The 18,776-nt window shown below is 42.3% G+C and carries 18 protein-coding genes; 10 read left to right on the top strand and 8 right to left on the bottom strand.

All coding sequences use genetic code 11. The features are described from left to right. Positions 1-34: 34 nt before the first annotated feature. Together B5Y40_RS10585 and B5Y40_RS10580 are read left to right on the top strand one after the other, a co-directional pair. Positions 35-1,096, top strand: coding sequence for a sensor histidine kinase (locus B5Y40_RS10585; RefSeq protein ID WP_143785690.1), 1,062 nt, complete (start codon positions 35-37; stop codon positions 1,094-1,096). A gap of 47 nt (positions 1,097-1,143) precedes the next feature. Further along, complete coding sequence (locus tag B5Y40_RS10580) at positions 1,144-1,851, top strand: LytR/AlgR family response regulator transcription factor (RefSeq protein ID WP_079686633.1); 708 nt, start codon at positions 1,144-1,146, stop codon at positions 1,849-1,851. Here B5Y40_RS10580 and B5Y40_RS10575 read toward each other — a convergent pair. The 5 genes from B5Y40_RS10575 to B5Y40_RS10555 form a co-directional block, all read right to left on the bottom strand. Continuing rightward, positions 1,848-2,981, bottom strand: a complete 1,134-nt coding sequence (locus tag B5Y40_RS10575; RefSeq protein WP_079686632.1) for a sensor histidine kinase — start codon at positions 2,979-2,981, stop codon at positions 1,848-1,850. The genes B5Y40_RS10580 and B5Y40_RS10575 overlap by 4 nt on opposite strands. A 24-nt stretch (positions 2,982-3,005) precedes the next feature. Next, complete coding sequence (locus B5Y40_RS10570) at positions 3,006-3,428, bottom strand: response regulator (protein ID WP_079686631.1); 423 nt, start codon at positions 3,426-3,428, stop codon at positions 3,006-3,008. Beyond that, positions 3,425-5,161, bottom strand: a complete 1,737-nt coding sequence (locus B5Y40_RS10565) for a sensor histidine kinase (protein ID WP_079686630.1) — start codon at positions 5,159-5,161, stop codon at positions 3,425-3,427. Before B5Y40_RS10565 ends, B5Y40_RS10570 begins: the two co-directional genes overlap by 4 nt. A gap of 254 nt (positions 5,162-5,415) precedes the next feature. Continuing rightward, entirely contained in the window at positions 5,416-7,008 is a 1,593-nt protein-coding gene (locus B5Y40_RS10560; protein ID WP_079686629.1) for an OmpA family protein, read from the bottom strand. 130 nt (positions 7,009-7,138) lie between these two features. After that, on the bottom strand, positions 7,139-7,729 hold the full coding sequence (locus B5Y40_RS10555) for a DNA-3-methyladenine glycosylase (RefSeq protein ID WP_079686628.1): 591 nt from the start codon (positions 7,727-7,729) through the stop codon (positions 7,139-7,141). Positions 7,730-7,844: 115 nt separating this feature from the next. Here B5Y40_RS10555 and B5Y40_RS10550 point away from each other — a divergent pair, with 115 nt between their 5' ends. From B5Y40_RS10550 to B5Y40_RS10530, 5 genes are all read left to right on the top strand, one after another. Next, the gene (locus B5Y40_RS10550; protein ID WP_079686627.1) at positions 7,845-8,693 is read left to right on the top strand and encodes a DUF2911 domain-containing protein; all 849 of its coding nucleotides are present in this window, start codon (positions 7,845-7,847) and stop codon (positions 8,691-8,693) included. A gap of 110 nt (positions 8,694-8,803) precedes the next feature. Then, the gene (locus B5Y40_RS10545; RefSeq protein WP_079686626.1) at positions 8,804-9,178 is read left to right on the top strand and encodes an acyl-CoA thioesterase; all 375 of its coding nucleotides are present in this window, start codon (positions 8,804-8,806) and stop codon (positions 9,176-9,178) included. Positions 9,179-9,248: 70 nt separating this feature from the next. Further along, positions 9,249-10,616 (top strand): amidohydrolase family protein, encoded by a 1,368-nt coding sequence (locus B5Y40_RS10540; protein ID WP_079686625.1) that lies wholly within the window; start codon positions 9,249-9,251, stop codon positions 10,614-10,616. Positions 10,617-10,632: 16 nt separating this feature from the next. Next, on the top strand, positions 10,633-11,529 hold the full coding sequence (locus B5Y40_RS10535; protein ID WP_079686624.1) for an aldo/keto reductase: 897 nt from the start codon (positions 10,633-10,635) through the stop codon (positions 11,527-11,529). Positions 11,530-11,597: 68 nt separating this feature from the next. Further along, positions 11,598-11,810, top strand: a complete 213-nt coding sequence (locus B5Y40_RS10530) for a hypothetical protein (protein WP_143785689.1) — start codon at positions 11,598-11,600, stop codon at positions 11,808-11,810. On the opposite strand, the gene B5Y40_RS10525 is transcribed toward B5Y40_RS10530, so the two are convergent. Beyond that, a complete protein-coding gene (locus B5Y40_RS10525; protein ID WP_079686622.1) occupies positions 11,811-13,028 on the bottom strand; it encodes an alkaline phosphatase family protein in 1,218 nt (405 codons plus the stop codon). Positions 13,029-13,404: 376 nt separating this feature from the next. On the opposite strand from B5Y40_RS10525, the gene B5Y40_RS10520 reads away from it, so the two are divergent. The 3 genes from B5Y40_RS10520 to B5Y40_RS10510 all read left to right on the top strand — a co-directional run bounded on the left by B5Y40_RS10520 (position 13,405) and on the right by B5Y40_RS10510 (position 17,461). After that, the gene (locus B5Y40_RS10520; protein WP_079686621.1) at positions 13,405-13,854 is read left to right on the top strand and encodes a response regulator; all 450 of its coding nucleotides are present in this window, start codon (positions 13,405-13,407) and stop codon (positions 13,852-13,854) included. Between the two features lie 277 nt (positions 13,855-14,131). Continuing rightward, positions 14,132-14,869, top strand: coding sequence for a DUF72 domain-containing protein (locus B5Y40_RS10515; RefSeq protein WP_079686620.1), 738 nt, complete (start codon positions 14,132-14,134; stop codon positions 14,867-14,869). A 279-nt stretch (positions 14,870-15,148) separates the two neighbouring features. Next, positions 15,149-17,461, top strand: coding sequence for a family 20 glycosylhydrolase (locus tag B5Y40_RS10510; protein ID WP_079686619.1), 2,313 nt, complete (start codon positions 15,149-15,151; stop codon positions 17,459-17,461). 43 nt (positions 17,462-17,504) lie between these two features. On the opposite strand, the gene B5Y40_RS10505 is transcribed toward B5Y40_RS10510, so the two are convergent. After that, on the bottom strand, positions 17,505-17,852 hold the full coding sequence (locus B5Y40_RS10505) for a DUF1801 domain-containing protein (RefSeq protein WP_079686618.1): 348 nt from the start codon (positions 17,850-17,852) through the stop codon (positions 17,505-17,507). Positions 17,853-17,955: 103 nt separating this feature from the next. Further along, a complete protein-coding gene (locus B5Y40_RS10500; RefSeq protein ID WP_079686617.1) occupies positions 17,956-18,462 on the bottom strand; it encodes a hypothetical protein in 507 nt (168 codons plus the stop codon). Positions 18,463-18,776: the final 314 nt, after the last annotated feature.

The following is an 18,776-nucleotide window of genomic DNA, read 5'->3' as shown; positions in this document are numbered from 1 at the left end:
TCAGTACACTGCACCACAACGCCTTAATAGAATCGTGAAGCGTCCACTCCCATCGATATTGAGAAACAGAATTTTTCAACATGTTTTATTCTGGCTGGCTCACCTTGTCTTCTATGCAACACTGTACGGCAGCTTCCAGGAAAATTACCGTCAGACTTTTTTTGAAGAGCTTATATACTTCCCGGGAAAGATTGCCTTCACATACTTCACTATGTATTTTCTCTTGCCACGGTATTTGCTACCGGGAAGATACTGGGCTTTTGCAATCGGCTTTTTAATCGCGTCACTCGTTGCAGGAGTCGTACAACGATATGTAGCCTATAATTTCCACTACCCTCTATACTACCCGCAATACCTGAGCGATCCCTTCTTCTATTTTCCGAAGATCGTGAAAATGTTCGTCAGTATATATCCGGTAACATTTACCGCAGCGACTATAAAACTTTTAAAGTACTGGTATACCAACCAGAAAGCACAGCAGGTACTGAAAGAAGAAAAACTACAAGCTGAATTGAAGTTTCTCAAAACGCAGATCCATCCACACTTCCTATTCAACACGTTGAATAACCTATATGCGCTTACCCTGAAAAAATCGGAACGTGCTCCGGATATGGTCTTGAAACTTTCAGAGCTGATCAACTACATGCTATATGAATGTACCAGCGATGAGGTTCCGCTTGAGAAAGAGATCAAGTTCATTCAGAACTATATAGATATTGAAAAGATGCGGTATGGGGATAAGCTTGATGTCGATGTCCGGATTACCGGCGGAATCAATACATGTACCATCGCCCCGCTCATTCTGCTGCCTTTCGTTGAGAACTGTTTCAAGCACGGTGCGAGTGAAGAGCTGCAGCAGTCCTGGGTGAAGGTAAGTATTGATGCGCAAGAGCATGTAATCCTGGTGAAGGTTGAGAACAATAAAGCCAATGGCAACGGCCATGCGCGCAAAGAAGGCATCGGGATACAAAACGTCAAACGGAGACTTGACCTGCTATATCCTGATCAGTATGAACTGAAAATCATGAATGGAGAGGAAACGTTTCTGGTTGTACTTACCATTAATCAGAAAGTAGCAGAAAGCAGGTACAGTTGATTCAGATATATATATATATAGGATTTGTTTACGTTTAAATCAATAGTATGAAATGTATAATTGTTGATGATGAACCCTTAGCGATTGAGATTCTTGAATCGTATGTGAGCAAGATCGATCAGCTTGAAATTGCCGGAACGTTCAGAAACGCTGTAACCGCTTTTACATTCCTTCAGCAGAATAAGATTGATCTCATTTTTCTGGATATACAGATGCCTAAACTTTCAGGTATAGATTTTCTGCGTACACTCAAGAATCCCCCCAAGGTAATTTTCACTACTGCATTTCGTGACTATGCATTGGATGGCTTTGAACTGGAGGTGGTGGATTATTTATTGAAGCCTATACCTTTTGAACGGTTCTTAAAAGCAGTAGCGAAAGTACTGCATCAGCCGTCTGCAGCGGCACCTGCTCAAAAGACGGAACCTTCGGGCAGCGAGAGTTTCGTTTACTTCAAAGTGGATAAGAAGATGATCAAGACGAAAATGACCGATATACTATATATCGAAAGTATAAAGGATTATGTGAAGGTGAAAACCTCCGAGAAAGAGATTGTAACCCAACAGAAGATCAGTTACCTCGAAGAGAGCCTGCCACGCGAACAGTTCTTACGCATACACCGCTCCTTCATTGTTAATGTAGAGCGTATTGATGCTTATTCCGCTACCGATATTGAGATCGGCAAACATTTTATACCCATCGGGAGAAATTACAAAACGGATGTAATGAAGATCCTGGCGCGGCACGCATTCTAAGATGGCTGGCTTGCACCACTGTGGTTCGGAATTTCCATCTTAAATATAGTACCCTGGCTTGGCGAAGATTCTACTTCGATCGTGCCGTGTAGTTTATCGATAGCCTCTTTTACAATATATAGTCCGAGTCCTGCCCCCTCACTTCGCTCGGTTGCCCGAAAGAACATATCAAAGATCTTAGATTGAAAATCTTTCGGTATACCAATACCGTTGTCCTCAAAATGAATCTTTGCACTGTTCTCATTAACGGTTATATCGATGTGAATGAATTGATTTTTTTCTCCCGGAGAGCGATACTTAATAGCATTTGAAACCAGGTTATTGCAGATAACACTCAGGCGTTGTGGATCGGAGAAAAAGGGTACGTGCTCCTTCATGGTGATCTGCTTTTTGATATTCTCGGAACCTTCCATATAGTGAAGGCGCTCAAACATATCCTCCATGAGTTGCTGAAGATTTACTCTTTCAATTTTCACTTCACTCCTGGCGTTACGCGAGTAATCGAGAATCTCCTTTAAGGTATTATCCAGCTTATGTATACTTTGCTCGATCTTGTCAAAGTACATATCATAAATCATGTCGTCATTCTTGTCATTCATCTTGGCAAGTTGCACAAGTCCGAGTACAGACATGAGTGGTGCACGAAGATTATGCGACACACTATATACGAAGCTATCAAGTTCTTTATTGATCTTGACGAGTTCATCATTTTGTTTGCGCAAAGCAGACTCTGCTTTTTTACGCTTGGATTCCATCTGTCGCTGGCGAAGGGAATTAAATATAGCGGATGGTAAACGCGCCAGGTTTGATTTGAGCACGTAGTCGTCTGCGCCAAGCTTGAGACAACTTACTGCAAACTCTTCCGACACGGTACCGGTAACCAGTATAAATGGACCTTTGAAACCAGACTGCTTACAAATCTTCAAAGCCTCGAGCGAGTTAAACTGTGGCAATGCATGATCGGACAGAATTACATCCGGATTGTATTGCTCCAGGGCTCTTACGAATTCCTCGCGGGTATCAACGTTCTGGCTAGTGTAATCAACGCCATCTTTGGTAAGGGTGCGGTTGATCAGGCCCGCATCTTCCTCGCGGTCTTCAAGCATTAAAATCTTCAATTTTTTCTCCATACGCAAACTCCCGTTTCGTTTCACTTACTTTATTGGTGGCTGATTTAATATCAACCAGAAAAAACCAATTTCTGAGACAGCACTTACAAACTTTTCAAACTCCACCGGCTTAACGATGTAGGCATTCACGCCCAGTTTATACGTTTCAATGATATCACGTTCTTCTTTGGATGAGGTTAATACTACGATTGGTATAATTTTTCGATTTTCGTCACTTTTAATCTTACGAAGTACTTCGATGCCATCGACTTTAGGCATTTTTATATCAAGCAATATGATCTTGGGAAGTGAATTCGGTTCGGAAGAGAAAATAAAATCCAGAGCCTCTTCGCCATCTTGTAAATGCAATAGATTGTTTGCCAGGTTATGCTTCTTTAGTGCACGTATAGTCAATTCTGCATCATCTGGATTATCCTCCACCAGCAGAATCTCAACAATATTATTCATAAGGGTAGTTTACTTGTTTGAGTTGATTTAGGCAATGAAAAATAAAAGGAGGCACCCTCATCTACTTTGCCCTCTGCCCATACCTTACCGCCATGCCGGGAGATAATCCGATGGACAATAGCCAACCCTACACCGGTACCCTGAAAATCTTGTGCCCGGTGTAATCGCTGGAAAACACCGAATAGTTTGTGGACATACTGCATATCAAAACCTGCTCCGTTATCTTTAATACAATAGATCGTCTCAAATGCACTGCTTTGCGAAGTAATTTCTATGAGTGCATGCTCTTTTCTGCTAGTATACTTTATAGCGTTAGATATAGTATTGATCCATACTTGCCTGAGCAGGTGAGCATCACCCGTGGTCACTTCCAACGTATCAATTTTCAGATCGATCTTTCTGCTGCTTTCATTAAAAAGCAACTCTTCTGAAACATATTGTGCAAGCTTGCCCATGTCTACAACGCCCTTGATGATCTCTTTACGTCCCACGCGGGAGAACTCAAGCAGGTCATCAATAAGCTGCCCCATCTTCCGTGCATTGTTCACCACTATATTTAGTACACGCTTCCCTTCCGCGTCAAACTTGTCCATGTAATCCTCCGATAGTATACGTGCATAGCCATCGATGGAACGCAATGGTGCACGAAGGTCATGAGACACCGAATAGGTAAAAGCTTCAAGCTCCTGGTTTAGCGCCATAATCCGCAAATTCGCCTCTCTTCGCTGCGAGTAATCGATCGCCATCGAGCGGCTCTTCTGGAAATTCCCGTTTTCATCATACACGGCAGTAGCGTTGAGCAGTATAGGAAACGTTGTTTTATCCTTTCGGATGATGTCGAATTCAAGGTCTCGCACAAAGCCCTGTGTCTTAAATGTTTCGAACCTGCTGTTAAACAATTCTACATTTCCCGGAGCAAGTATATCTGAGAATCGAACACGATTAATTATCTCCGAGCGATCATAGCCAAGCCAATCCAGCCACGTTTTGTTCATCTCGGTAACGATACCTTTTGCATCCAGGGAATGATATCCACAGGGAGCGTTATCATATATATCCTGAATCCGACTCGCTGCTTCCTTGGCAGACTCCTCAGCATGGAATCGTGCCTGTAGGTTCTTATTGATCGAAATAAAAACAAAGATCAATAGCCCCGCAGTTACCAAGAGTAAAGCTATATATGCCCAATTGAAATTTTGGATTCCTTGCTCCCGTTGTTCCGTGCGTTGCCGCAGTAACATTTTCTCGTGTTCCTGCATATCGGCTATAACAGTATATATTTTATCCATCAGGTTCTTGCCCTCCAGAGACGCATGTATAGTTTGTGCCTCTTCAAAATTTTTCTGGCGGGTGTCCAGAAGCTTTTGATTGAAAAGCAACTTCTCATCAATCAATTTACGAAGGATCAGAAAGCGCTCATACTGATAGGCATTGTCGGCTATCAGGCTTTTAAGATCGTCCAGATGCTGATGAACTTCTCCTGACGATTCTTTATAGGGCTGTACAAATACTTCGTTGCCGGTGATAGTATATGCGCGCTGTGCGGATTCCAGGTTCGCGGTAATAGACCACACTTGTTCGATGTGATAGAGTACTTCATTGGAGTGGGATACTAAAAAACTTTCGCGGATCGAGCGCTTGTTATTGAGATATGAATAAACTGCCAGGGCTGATATAATGGCGATGGCTAACAGAAATCCTGCAATAACACGTTGTTGGATATACAACTTCATCCCCTCGCTATATAAATAAGTACAATTGAATTTTACTGCTATCGGTTTATCTAACTTATCTAATAATTGAATCAAACAGAAATGTTTTTATGTGAATTATTTACTGGATAATATAAACGATGTAATAATCAATTGATTTTTACATGATCCAATTTTTCGGGATTGACAATTCTGTTTAAAAACAAGGAATCAAAAAAAAGCACCCCCAGATATGGGAGTGCTTTTTTCTATTCTTTATACACAAAATTTAGGTACTATAACTTTTTAATGATGAACTCTACCCGCCTGTTGAGTTGACGGGTTTCTTCATTTTCGTTGCTTGCGATCGGAGTCGCTCCCCCATAACCTTTGCCGGAGATGCGCTTTTTATCTATTCCCTTTTCTGTGAGATACTCTTTCACTTTATCGACCCGGGCTTGTGAAAGCTTAACATTTTGTGCAGGAATACCGCGGTTATCGGTATGACCCGCCAGTTCAATCTTCACATTGGGGTTCAGTTTGAGGAAAGAAATCACCATATCTAATTCATCATACGACTGCGGAAGTAGGTTGGTACGGCCCTGCTCGAACAAAACGTTTTTCAAATTTACCGTAGTGCCCACTTCCACGGGTTGAAGTTTGAAATTCATTTCAAGCTCCTTCATCTCATACGTTTTGATGGCAAGCTTTTCCATCGAACTCACAAATCCTGCAGCTTCGATCTTTACCATGTAATCATTTACAGATGGCACTGTAAGTGAGTAGCCGGCGTCTACCGATGCCGTTGTGCCTTGGTTATTGGCCACTGTAGTAAAGGTGATTTTGGCAGGGATAAACTCGTTCGTTTTCGCATTCAACACTTTGCCATATACACGCACGCTGTTTTCAGGAACTGCTACAGAGGGCTTAACCGGAGGAATGCTGGCCGTGTTCGCAGTAGCCACTGCGTTGGTTGTATCCTGAGGATTACGAGGTGGGTTATTTCTTTTATATAGCTTCACATCGCCGTAGCCATCGCTATTCTTGGTGCTGGTGAAAAGCGAAAAATCTTCGGAAGAATAATCACGATAGTATAGATCGCGACCTTCTGTATTTATAGTCGGCCCAAGGTTAACAGGCTCAGACCATTTCGTCCAGGTTTCATCCAATCGTGATGAAGAGTAGATGTCAAAGCTTCCAAATCCTTTTCTCCCGTTGCTTGAGAAATATAGTGTCCTTCCATCGTCACTGAGTGAAGGGCAAAGTTCCTGAAACTGCGTGTTGATCACCGATCCCAGATTTTTAGGCTCCGACCATTTTCCATCGCTGCCTTTTAAGGTGATGTATAGATCTTCAACACCACGGCTACCGTACGTCTCTGCCGAAAAAACGAAAGCGCTCTCATCGGGCTTTATATACCCGCTTATGGTTTCTGACTTATTCTGAAAGTATGGAATGGTGATGTTCTCAGGAGAAGACCAGCCGTTGCCTTGTCTTTTCGTAACGGCGATGCCTTGCGTACGCGGTGAACCCGTAGCATCGTAATGACTTAACAGAAATAGATTGTCTCCATTACCGGAGAAGCCGGCTACACCGTTAAAGCCTCTGTTATTTAACGACGGTCCTGCATGCACCGGAGCTGACCATTGATTATTTTCTGTTAACGTAGCGTACCATATATCTCCCGGGTCCTTCTTCCCTCCGACATTACCGGGGTGATTGGCAATGGTAACATATAACGTTTTTCCATCAGGACTGATCACCGGGCTGAGCTCATCATAAGGCGAATTCAGTAACTCAAAGGAGTTAACTGAATCAGCACCGATAGGCTGACCGATAGAAATAACTGTTAATAAGAGAAGTAGGGACACTGAACTAAAAACCCGCATATACCAAAACACTTAACTCCAAATATACTATTTACTTACGATTTAATTTTTGGTTTCAGGACTGATAAAGCCTGTACAAAAGGCAATCCTGATAACTCTTGAGTGTGACGCTGAACCACGGATACATTTTTCATTTACTAATCCACTGATTCCCTTTGATTGTAAATCGCCAGGGAAGCTTGGCATCTTCACCGGCATAGTCGATACCGATACGCGCACTGGCTTCAACTCCACTTGGTGGTATCTTTCTTCCGCCATCCTCTATCCAAACTTCGTTGTCGAGAAGGAATTTTCCATTCAACTTTCTGTCAATGCCCAAAGCTTTGGTTAGTTTACCCGGACCAGAGGTCAGGTGAAAAGGATTTGCCAATCGTCCTCTTCGGATTTTCATCTCGGTAAGTCCATCAACAGGTTCAAGTGCCCGGATCAAAACAGCATCTGCAACGCCTGGCATATTGGTCACCACATTAAAAAGATGGTGCATGCCATAGCAGAGGTAAACATAGGCATAGCCACCCTTCTCAAACATGATTGCATTGCGCGGTGTCTTTCGGCCACCGTACGCATGGCAACCTCGTTCCTTCCACGAGTATGCTTCTGTCTCTACAATAATACCATTGGTAACAACACCCTCGATGTTGGTAACAAGCACCTTACCAAGGAGTTCGCGTGCGATCTTCACTACATTGGTACGCTGGTAAAAATCTTCTGGAAGCTTCATATCAATCTATACACTGCGTAGATGTTACAGGATTAACTCTTTTTTAACAACGCCAATTCAAAACCTTGTTTAACTTTGGCACCTCTTAACTCAAAACAACCAAAAATATACCACCATGAAAAAATTATTACTGATTGTTTTATTGATCACTGCCCACTTGGCGCAAGCGCAAGTACAAACTCCAAGTGCCAGTCCTGCCGGTTCAGTTTCTACAACAATAGGTCTTACAAATGTTAAAGTAGATTATTCCCGTCCACGTGCAAAGGGAAGAAAAATTTTCGGAAGCGATGCTGCTGCATTGGTTCCCTTCGGAAAAATCTGGAGAACAGGTGCTAATAGCGGAACAAGAATCTCTTTCTCTGACGATGTAAAAGTAGAAGGTGCTGCTGTACCAGCAGGTGAATATCTTTTGCTTACATGGCCTGGTGCTACAGAATGGACTGTAGTACTATATAAAGATGTTGCTATGGGAGGCAATACAGGTAAATATGATAAAGCCAATGACGTTGCTAATTTCAAAGTGAAGTCTGAAAAGCTTACTGAGAAAGTTGAAACGTTCACAATCAACATCACTGATTTATCTGATGACAACAAAAGCGGTAAAGTTCAGTTGGCTTGGGAAAACACGTCTGTGAAATTCACCATCTCAACAGACTACGATGCCAAAGTGATGAAGTCTATTGAAGAAAATACCGTGGTAAGTCCTAACAACTATTTCCAGGCAGCAGTATATTATCTTGAAAACAAAAAAGATCTGAACAAAGCTCTCGAGTGGGTGAACAAAGCTGCTGAAGGCATGAACAGTCCTTTCTGGGTGCTGCATCAAAAAGCTAAAATTCAAAAAGCATTGGGTGATAAAAAAGGTGCTACTGAAACGGCTACAGCCTCTTTGACTAAATCAAAAGAAGCTGGTAACCGCGATTACCAGATGATGAACGAAGAGTTATTGAAGTCTCTGAAATAATCCGGAGAAATCTATACTATACGAAGAGCCGCTGCCATGCAGTGGCTCTTTCTTTTTAGCAGAAACTATAGTCCCGTTATTTCTGCTTATGTTAGCAGATATATAATCCTATGTCTTCAAAACCGTTTGAACACCTGATCACTGTTACCACGCATGACATCGATGAACTTGGTCATGTGAACAATGTGGTATACGTTCGCTATATACAGGAAGTCGCGGCTGCACATTGGAATGCGATCGCTTCCGCTGAATTAAAAGCAAAGTATTTATGGATCGTACTGCGTCATGAAATAGACTATAAGAATCCATCCTTTCTTAACGATGTGATCCAGGGCACCACCTGGGTTGGCGAAAGTCACGGAGCAAAGTTCGAACGCTTTGTAAAGCTGGTGCGGGCGATCAAAAGATCCTGGCAGAGTCCAAAACAATCTGGTGTATGGTGGATGCAAAGACCATGCGCCCCACACGCATCGGTGAAGATATAGTAAGTATTTTATAGACGGCTTCAGGCTTTATAATGGATGTCGTAATTTCATTCATCCAATCCCTATAGCTATGAAATCATTTCTTCACTGTATTGCATTGCTGATACTCTCTTTTAGCAATGGTCTGGCACAAGATATAGTCGATTCAAAACAACGTGAGATTGTAATCACGAATGTGAATGTAGTACCGATGGACTCCGAGCGCATCCTCGAAAAACAAACCGTGATTATCAAGGACGGAAAAATTTCAGCAATCGGCACCAAACTAAAATATACCAAAGCAGCATTGGTTATAGATGCGAAAGGAAAATATCTCATTCCCGGCCTGGCAGAAATGCATGCGCATGTTCCGCCTATTGACGACATCGAACCCATGAAGGAAGTGCTGATGTTATTTGCAGCCAATGGTATAACAACGATACGGGGCATGCTTGGCCATCCGAAGCACCTGGAGCTTCGCAGTAAAATACAACAGGGAGAAATACTGGGGCCGCATCTATATACCACCGGTCCATCTTTCAATGGTATGAGCGTTACTTCTCCGGAAGCGGGCGCTGAGATGGTACGCAAGCAAAAAGCTGCAGGCTACGATTATCTGAAACTACATCCCGGCCTTACGCGTGAAAAATTTGATGCTATAGCAGCCGCGGCACATAAAGAGGGCATTCCATTTGTCGGCCATGTATCGTTTGGTGTGGGTGTATGGCGTGCCATTGATGCGGGGTATTCTTCCATTGATCACCTGGATGGCTTCATCGAAGGCTTGATCCCTGAAATCAAAACCATGAACGAACAGCAAACCGGGTTATTTGGAATGTTCGGAGCAGACAAAATTGATACAACGCTCATTCCTAAACTCATGGCTGGCCTTAAAGAAAAAAACATATGGGTAGTGCCTACGCAATCTTTGGCAGAACGTTGGTTTGCCGCAGACTTTACACCGGAAGTTTTTCTTGCCGATCCGGATATACTATATATGAAACCTGAAACGGTGAACCAATGGATCGAAAGCAAAAAAAATCTGATGAAGAACCCGGAGTATAATGCCGCTACGATTGAAAACTTTGTGAAGCTCAGAAGGAAGTTAATATACCAGTGCCAACAAAACGGCGTAAAGATCCTACTGGGTTGTGATGCACCACAGGTTTTTAACGTGCCCGGTTTTTCAACGCACAATGAATTGCAATACCTGGTAAAGTCCGGGCTTACTCCTTACGAGGCACTGCGAACCGGGACAGTGCATGTCGCTGCATATTTGAATAAACCCAATGCCGGCATCATCCAGCAAGGTGCTGTTGCTGATGTTGTTTTAATCACAGGCAATCCTTTAAAAGATATTAGTCAGACTAAAAATGTAGAGGGCGTTGTACTGGCAGGAAAGTGGCTTTCGAAAGAGTATATCAGCGCGGCACTTAAAAAACTGGAGAAGACTAAATAGCATCTCACAGATTCACATGAAGTATAAAAAACTGGGTACATCTGATCTGCAGATCAGCGAAATAAGTTTTGGCTGTATGTCTCTGGAGGACGACCATGAGGCGAATGCTAAACTATTGCACACTGCCTTCGAGAAGGGCATCAATTATTTTGATACCGCAGATATATACCAGCGCGGATTCAATGAAGAAACCGTGGGCCGCGCTTTTAAAGCTATGCGCTCTAAAGTAATACTGGCAACGAAAGTTGGTAATCAACCGCGTAGTGATGGCAGAGGACTGGACTGGAACGCTTCCCGAAAATATATACTTCAGGCAGTAGAGAAAAGCTTATCGCGGCTTCAGACAGATTACATTGATCTATACCAACTGCATGGCGGCACGCTGGACGATCCCATCGATGAGACCATTGAAGCCTTTGAGTTACTCAGGCAACAAGGCAAGATCCGGTACTACGGCATATCGTCTATACGTCCGAATGTGATTCGCCAGTATATAACGCGTTCCAATATCGTAAGCGTGATGATGCAGTATAGTTTACTGGATCGCAGACCGGAGGAAGAATGCCTCTCACTGCTTGATCAAAATAGCATTGGTGTGGTGACGCGGGGAAGTATAGCGAAAGGATTGCTGGTGAGTAAACCTGCGGAGCCTTATCTGAATTATACCGCTGAGCAAGTATCAACCGCGGCAGAAGCAGTTACATCCGTTTCAGGAGCAAGTAGAAGTAAAACGGCAACCGCTTTACAATTTGTACTGCAACATGCGGCTGTCACGAGTGCCGTTGTCGGCATCAGAACACCGGAGCAACTGGAAGAAAATATTCGTGCGGCAGCAGCACCACAGCTCACACAAAATGAAATCGATTTGCTCCGCAATTCAATACCTGTAAACAAGTACGACCAGCATCGTTAATATAATAGTATATTCTCACGCATTCTCGCAGGCATTGTTTTTTAACATTCGATCTAAACAGAATGATTATGGAACAAGACAAAAATAAGGGCACGGATTCTTCTGCGGGTGTAAAAACGCCAAATCCGCCACAGATTATGCATCCCAATTCTCCAAAAGAAAGAGAAGAGAAAAAAGCTCCTGCTGAAAAAAGTGATGATAAGAAGCAATCCGGAAATTCAACTCCGAAAAAAATAGATTTTTATTTCAATGACTATATACCTGTAGCTATACTTATATAGTTACTTTTTGTAGACTGGTTTTAATACCTTAAAATCGCCATCGATCGCTGTCGTTTTCAATCCCAGTATTTTTGCAATCAGTGGATATACATGTATATTTTCAAAGGCATCGATCTTTACTCCTGCCTTGATGTTGGGTCCTTTGGCGTAAAATATACCTTGCATTTCTTTTACAACTCCCGGATCGTAACCATGTACACCGAAAGCAGTTGACTGCCAATTTCCAAACGCACGTGCTACATCCTGAATATAATATCCAGGCTCCGCTACAATCAGTAAATCACCAGAGCGAGGGTTATTGTAGTGCCACCCTGCCGGCATTTCGTTGCGCTTGTAAACCTTAAAATGGTGCTCTTGTTTTTTGATAATTGTATATAGCGAATCAGCTTTACGTGTATAGATGTGCGCCTGCGTTCCGCCATTGGCAGTAACAACAGAAGTATCCGCTACATTATATAGTTTCTGCAGCGTTATATAGGTGATCTCCTCTTCTTTTAACTCATACATTCCATGATCGGAGACGACAATAACGTTCACCGGTAAATTAAGGGCCTTCAATTTACTTTCCAGAGTTCCTAATAGTGAATCAGCTCCTAAAACGGTTTCTTTTAATTTATCAGAAGCAGGACCAGAGCGATGTCCTTCTGAATCAACGAGAGAGAAATATAGCGATATAAAATGTGGCCGCTCCTTTTCAGGAAGTTTCAACCAATCTATTACCTGGTCGATGCGTTTATCATTTTTAACAGCTTCGTCATAGGGAAAGTAATAGCTTGGCAGCTCACCTTTTATAGGTGTCTCAGAACCCACCCAGAAAAAAGAAGCGGTACGTTGCCCCGCTTGTTGCGCCAACTGCCAGAGCGGAGTGCCTCCATAAAAAGAAGTATCGCGCACTACAGCCTTATTCTTCATCGCATATACTTTCTTTAGCGAAGGATCATAAAATGTATTATCGACCAAACCATGATGGCCGGGATATAGACCTGTAACGAGTGTATAGTGGTTAGGAAATGTTTTGCTTGGAAAGGAAGGAATCAATCCCGTGGCAGCGCTTCCCTTACGGATGAATGCGTTGAAGTTTGGTGCATTAAATTTTGAAACATAGTCATACCGAAAACCATCAAACGATACCAGTACAACATATGGTGTTTGTTTTTGTTGTGCTTCCGCGATCGTAAAAACCGACAGCCAGAGGATAAGCACCCATACTCTTCTCATTCAGTAAAAATCAAAAATCCAGTCGCGAATGTAAGCCCTTTTGATAAAAGTAAAACAGGGCAAAAAAAATTTCGCGCAAATATCAAATGAAGATCACACATCGGTAATGACTCCTTCGAGTCATTGAGCTATCATTTCGCAAAACTGCTTAATTTCTATCGTTACCAATTTTTTAAGCGCATGTTCAAGAAGATCCATCACCGGTTTAAAAAACTATGCCCACTCATTAAAGGGTGGTGCTGTCAGCGAACCCTATTTTTAAACGCAATTTGTTTCAGTATTTTTAAACCTTATCTGTATTATTTGTTTTATTTATTATCAAAACAGACACTACTCCCCCTTCATTTCAAGAGTGTCTAACAGTAAAAAGAGCAGTATGAACTTGACTAGAAACAGTGCGACAAATGTTTTGCTTGCTGAGGATGATGACGATGACTACTATATCTTTTCAATGGCAGTAGAAGAGATAGCATTTACAGTACTTTTAACACGCGCAGAGAATGGAGAGATTTTACTAAAACTATTGGAAGAAAAAACACCGGATATACTTTTCCTTGATTTGCTCATGCCTTGCAAGGGCGGCCACCAATGTTTGAAGGAGATCCGCGCGAATAAAAAATACGATGCTATACCTATAATTATATACTCTTCGCTGGCAGACCTGGCAAATGTAGAGTATTGCTATCGCCAGGGTTCGAACCTCTTTGCGGTAAAACCCAACTCCATCTCAGAGTTAAAAAATATCCTGGAACAAATTCTGTCAATCGACTGGAAGAAAACGTTATACTTTCCTCCTAAAAAAGAGTTTGTATTAAATCCACATTAATATATACCAACAACCTATAAAAAACACATAGCCGTACAGGGCTATGTGTTTCTCTACTTTTGATCCAGGTATATTCCTCTCTTCCCCCATACATTAAGCAGTATCCATACCGTTGTATACTCAACATCGTGTCTTCGCTATAGTGGTATTGATTCATGTATTTCCAATTACAAATTATTCCTGGGGAATTGTCTCTCTACAATCCCAACAATACTTTCCCATTACGGCATGTATACTTACAGGAACATTTTTTTATCAATCTTCCAAAACAACCTCTATGCGAAACTGGTGGATTGGCTGTTCAGGATTTTACTATAAACATTGGCGGGACCACTTTTATCCGCGGGGCCTGCCTATGAAAAAGTGGTTTGAGTTCTATTGCCAGCACTTCAACACCGTTGAGCTGAATGTTACATTTTATCGCTTTCCAAAACTGGAGACGCTGGAGGGATGGTACAACAGAAGTCCGGAGCAATTTAAATTTACCGTGAAAGCTCCGCGTATGATCACGCACTACAAAAAGTTTGTGAACGTGACCCGCGAAATGAAGGAGTTTTATAATGTTGTGAGTAAAGGGTTGAAAGAAAAACTCGGCACGGTTCTGTTTCAACTTCATCCTCGTTTTGAATATAGCGAACAAAACCTGGAAAGAATTTTGTCGGTTGTCGATACTTCTTTTATAAATGCTATCGAATTCAGACACGTGAGCTGGTGGAACGAACGGGTATATAAAACTCTGAAAGAGAATTCAATCACCTTTTGCAGCATCAGTTATCCATCGCTTCCCGATGATGTATTGAAAACTGCTCCTGCACTTTATTATCGTTTTCATGGTGTTCCCGATTTATATCGTTCGCCTTATAGTCTTAAAAAGCTGAAAGAAATCGCGCATGCACTCAAGTCATTTCGAAGTACCCGGGATATTTATATTTACTTTAACAATGACGTAGATGTCGCTGCAATACGCAATGCGAAGGAAGTTCAGGACATCGTGGATGCCCCTGTGAAGACATGACATGGAAGCCCTATAGCCAGCTTTTATTTTCAATATTCTTCAAGAGTTCTTGCGAGCGCAACAACACACGGACACACAGTAAGACTTCTATCGGTTACGCTTGCCACACATATAAATTCATCCGTTAAATTTTTCAAGTGAGTGTTAGAATTCACGGTTATATCAGTTTATCCTGCTGTATATAAATGCCAAAATTATTTATCACCCTGCATAAAAGATCAATATGGTCTTTACGCTTTGAATGATATATTTAACCGCTCAAAAAGTAACTATTCAAGAATGAAGCACTCTATAGCCTACGCTATCGCACTTTGTACCCTCCTGGTATCCTGCCAGCACGAAAAGACCGAAGACCATGATGTAACCAAGCGCTATGCGCTGATCCCTGCTCCTCAAACGTTAGAGGCCAGACCGGGAGCATTCAACGTAACAGAAAAAACCAGGATCACCATACAAGGAACACCTGACGCATTCGCTCCGGAAGCTGAACTCCTGCAGGCATTGCTACAACAGGCTACCGGGTATACAATTGCTATAGCGGAATCAGCCGGTGATCATACTATTACATTCGTCCAGGACACTACGCTTACCCATACAGAGGCATATACCTTGGATGTCACTGAAAAAACAGTGACGATAAAAGCAAAAAGCGGTGCGGGTATTTTTAGGGCTATCGAAACAATTCGACAATTACTCCCTGCTGAAATTGAACATTCAGAACAAAAATCTTCCGCGATAAAAATACCGGCAGTCTCCATTGTTGATTATCCAAAATATGACTGGCGCGGTATGCATCTGGATGTATCACGTCATTTTTTCTCGATCGATTATCTAAAAAAATTTATAGACCTGCTCGCGCTCTATAAGTTCAACAAACTGCATTTGCATCTTACCGATGATCAAGGGTGGCGAATCGAAATCAAAAAATATCCCAAGCTTACAGAGAACGGTGCATGGCGCGAGTTTAACAACCAGGATTCTGTTTGCATGAATCGTGCAAAAGACAATCCTGATTTTATCATTGACCCCAAGCATATTGTTCAGCGTAATGGCAAAACAGTATATGGTGGTTTTTATACACAGGATGAAATGCGTGACATCATCGCTTTTGCTGCCGCACGCCACATCGATATTATTCCGGAGATTGACATGCCTGGACACATGATGGCTGCTATCCGCGAGTATCCATACCTGGCTTGCGATGGTAATGCTGCGTGGGGTAAATTATTTTCAACACCGGTATGTCCCTGTAACGAAGAGACGTTTCAATTTGCAGAGGATGTATTCAAAGAAATTTTCGAATTGTTCCCATCCACCTATATACACCTGGGGGCTGATGAAGTTGAAAAAACCTCGTGGGGAAAATCAGACGCATGCAAAGTGCTGATGAAAAAGAATAACATTAAAGACCTCAATGAACTACAGAGTTATTTCGTTCACCGCATGGAAAAATTCTTCAATGCGAATGGCAAAAAATTAATTGGCTGGGATGAAATTCTCGAGGGAGGTGTAACGCCTTCTGCCATTGTCATGTACTGGCGTGCCTGGGTTCCTGAGGCACCGGTAAACGCTGCCCGAAATGGCAACAAAGTTATTATGACTCCGGGCAATCCGCTATACTTCGATTCGCAGCCCGATGAGCATTCCATCTATAATGTATACCACTTCAATCCGATCCCGAAAGGTCTTGATTCGTTGGCTGCTGCAAACATTATGGGAGCGCAGGCTAATACGTGGACAGAGTATATACCAACCGAAACCAGAGCTGACTATATGATCATGCCACGCATGACAGCGTTGAGTGAAGTTCTGTGGACAAATCGTAATGACTATGAAGGATATCTTGCCAGACTCGTTCATCATTATGACAGACTTGATCGTCTGAATATAAGCTATCGTCTTCCGGAGCTTGAGGGCTTCACGCAAAAAAATGCGTTTGTCGATAATGTTGTGCTGGATGTGAAGCCTCCGGTGAAAGGCCTTTCATTACACTATACTACAGATGGAAGTCTTCCTGATTTACAATCTCCAACGCTTGATAAACCCCTTACCATCGACAACAAGGTTACTATAAAACTCGCTGCCTTTAATTCGGGTGGAAGAAGAGGTGATGTATATGCAATTGAATATGACAAACAATCCTACTCACCAGCACAGCCTGCGGAAGGTGTTTACAACGGATTAACACTTTCCTACTACAGAGGTTTCTTTAAGGGAACGCAGAAGATCAAAGCTGATGCAGATACTACTCTAACGGTTGAGGATATAGTGGTTCCGGAAAGTCTGGGGAAAGGTAGTTTCGGCCTGAAATATAGGGGCTATATAGAGGTGCCCGAGCAAGGTATTTATAATTTCTACTTTACCTGCGATGATGGTGGCGTTCTGCGCATAGACGACCGGTTGGTTGTCGACAATGATGGCTTGCATGCTCCGCTTCAGAAAAGTGGTGGCGTTGCCCTGGAAAAAGGATTGCACCGTTTCGAACTTGACTTTGTAGAAGGTGGTGGTGGATACACGCTGGATCTGAAATATAGCACACAAGGTGGCAAACCATCCGCGATACCGGCAAGCTGGTGGAAGACTAAAAAATAAAGAGGCCTTAAAATAAAAATGCTGCCTGAATCGGGCAGCATTTTTATTTTGGATAAAGTGCTATCACTTCCTTCAATATCTTCTTCAAGGTTTTTATAGGTATATCGCGGGCGGGGTCAAAGAGCATGATCTTCATGCGGGCACGCTTCTCAATAATAAGCTGTGGATGGTCAATCTTCTTTCCTTCAACAATACCTATATAGGGTTGCTTATATTTCTTATGAACCCAGAGGTAACAAAACATTTTATCGTTATAGCAATAGACCGGCATGCTATATTTCCATGTCTCAGTGATGTTCTTGTCATGGTGAAGAATAATTTCACGTAACGCCTGTAAATAGCTTTTTACAGGTTCTTCTTTCTCCAGGAAATAAGCATCAATCGCCTTCAAGTATAGAATGTTACAATACGTATAAAGATAAGAGATCGCAGGTAACAAAAAAGGCGCGAAGCTCTCGCTCCGCGCCTTTCTACAATCTTGTTGTTATCTGAAATTACCGGCCGTTCATAGGCATGGTAGTCTTGAAGTTAATTTTTTTTACCTCATCTGTAGCGGCCAATATCTTCTTCAACTCATCTTCCTCTTTGGAAGGAACATCGGCCATGCTGATCTTCTCTGCTAATAAGTCAGAGAAGAACCAGATAGAACCTGCAAGCATAGAACTGATCAGCACGCTTGCAAAAATTGTTGGCAAGGGTACCATCCATACTTTGTAATACAAAAGATTCGTTGCAAAAGAAGCTACGGCATATACCTTGGAAGGTGTAGGCTTACCGTTGAGGATGAACATCAGGATGGCAGCTTCGATGGCGAGGGCGAATATGAAGGCATGTACCCAGTTGGCAATCGTAAACCGATACGATGCAATTTCGAAGCTCAGATCAAACACACGTACTGTTTCGAAGAGATACATCGTGTGAATAATCTGCGAGGTTATGACCAATAAGAGCGTCAGAAATATAAAGACTTCCGATCGCAAAAAGTCAATGGCTTTTTTCATGTTAGGTTAAGGTATTTCGAGTTTGAGTATGTACCGACAAAGATTGGCCGTACAACGCACATCGGAAATTGACTATGATACCTCGACTTGCTGATGTATGAAAACAGTCATAAATGAAGATTTTTGATAAATTGATCTTTAAGAGGTAACCACTAATGAGTCAAAAAATCGACAGGTTTAAAAAAGTTACGACAAGTTACATCAATCTACCAACCCTGGTATAGCAAGTACACTACCATGCTATAGCACTTGAAAAGGCTCATGAGAATAATGGAGAATAAAAATGCTTTACACAGAAAAGCATTACACGTATA

This window comes from Ohtaekwangia koreensis (assembly GCF_900167975.1).
In the GTDB taxonomy this organism is placed as follows: domain Bacteria; phylum Bacteroidota; class Bacteroidia; order Cytophagales; family Cyclobacteriaceae; genus Ohtaekwangia; species Ohtaekwangia koreensis.
The sequence above is the reverse complement of the archived record's forward strand: the minus strand, read 5'-3'. Positions and strand labels throughout refer to the sequence as shown.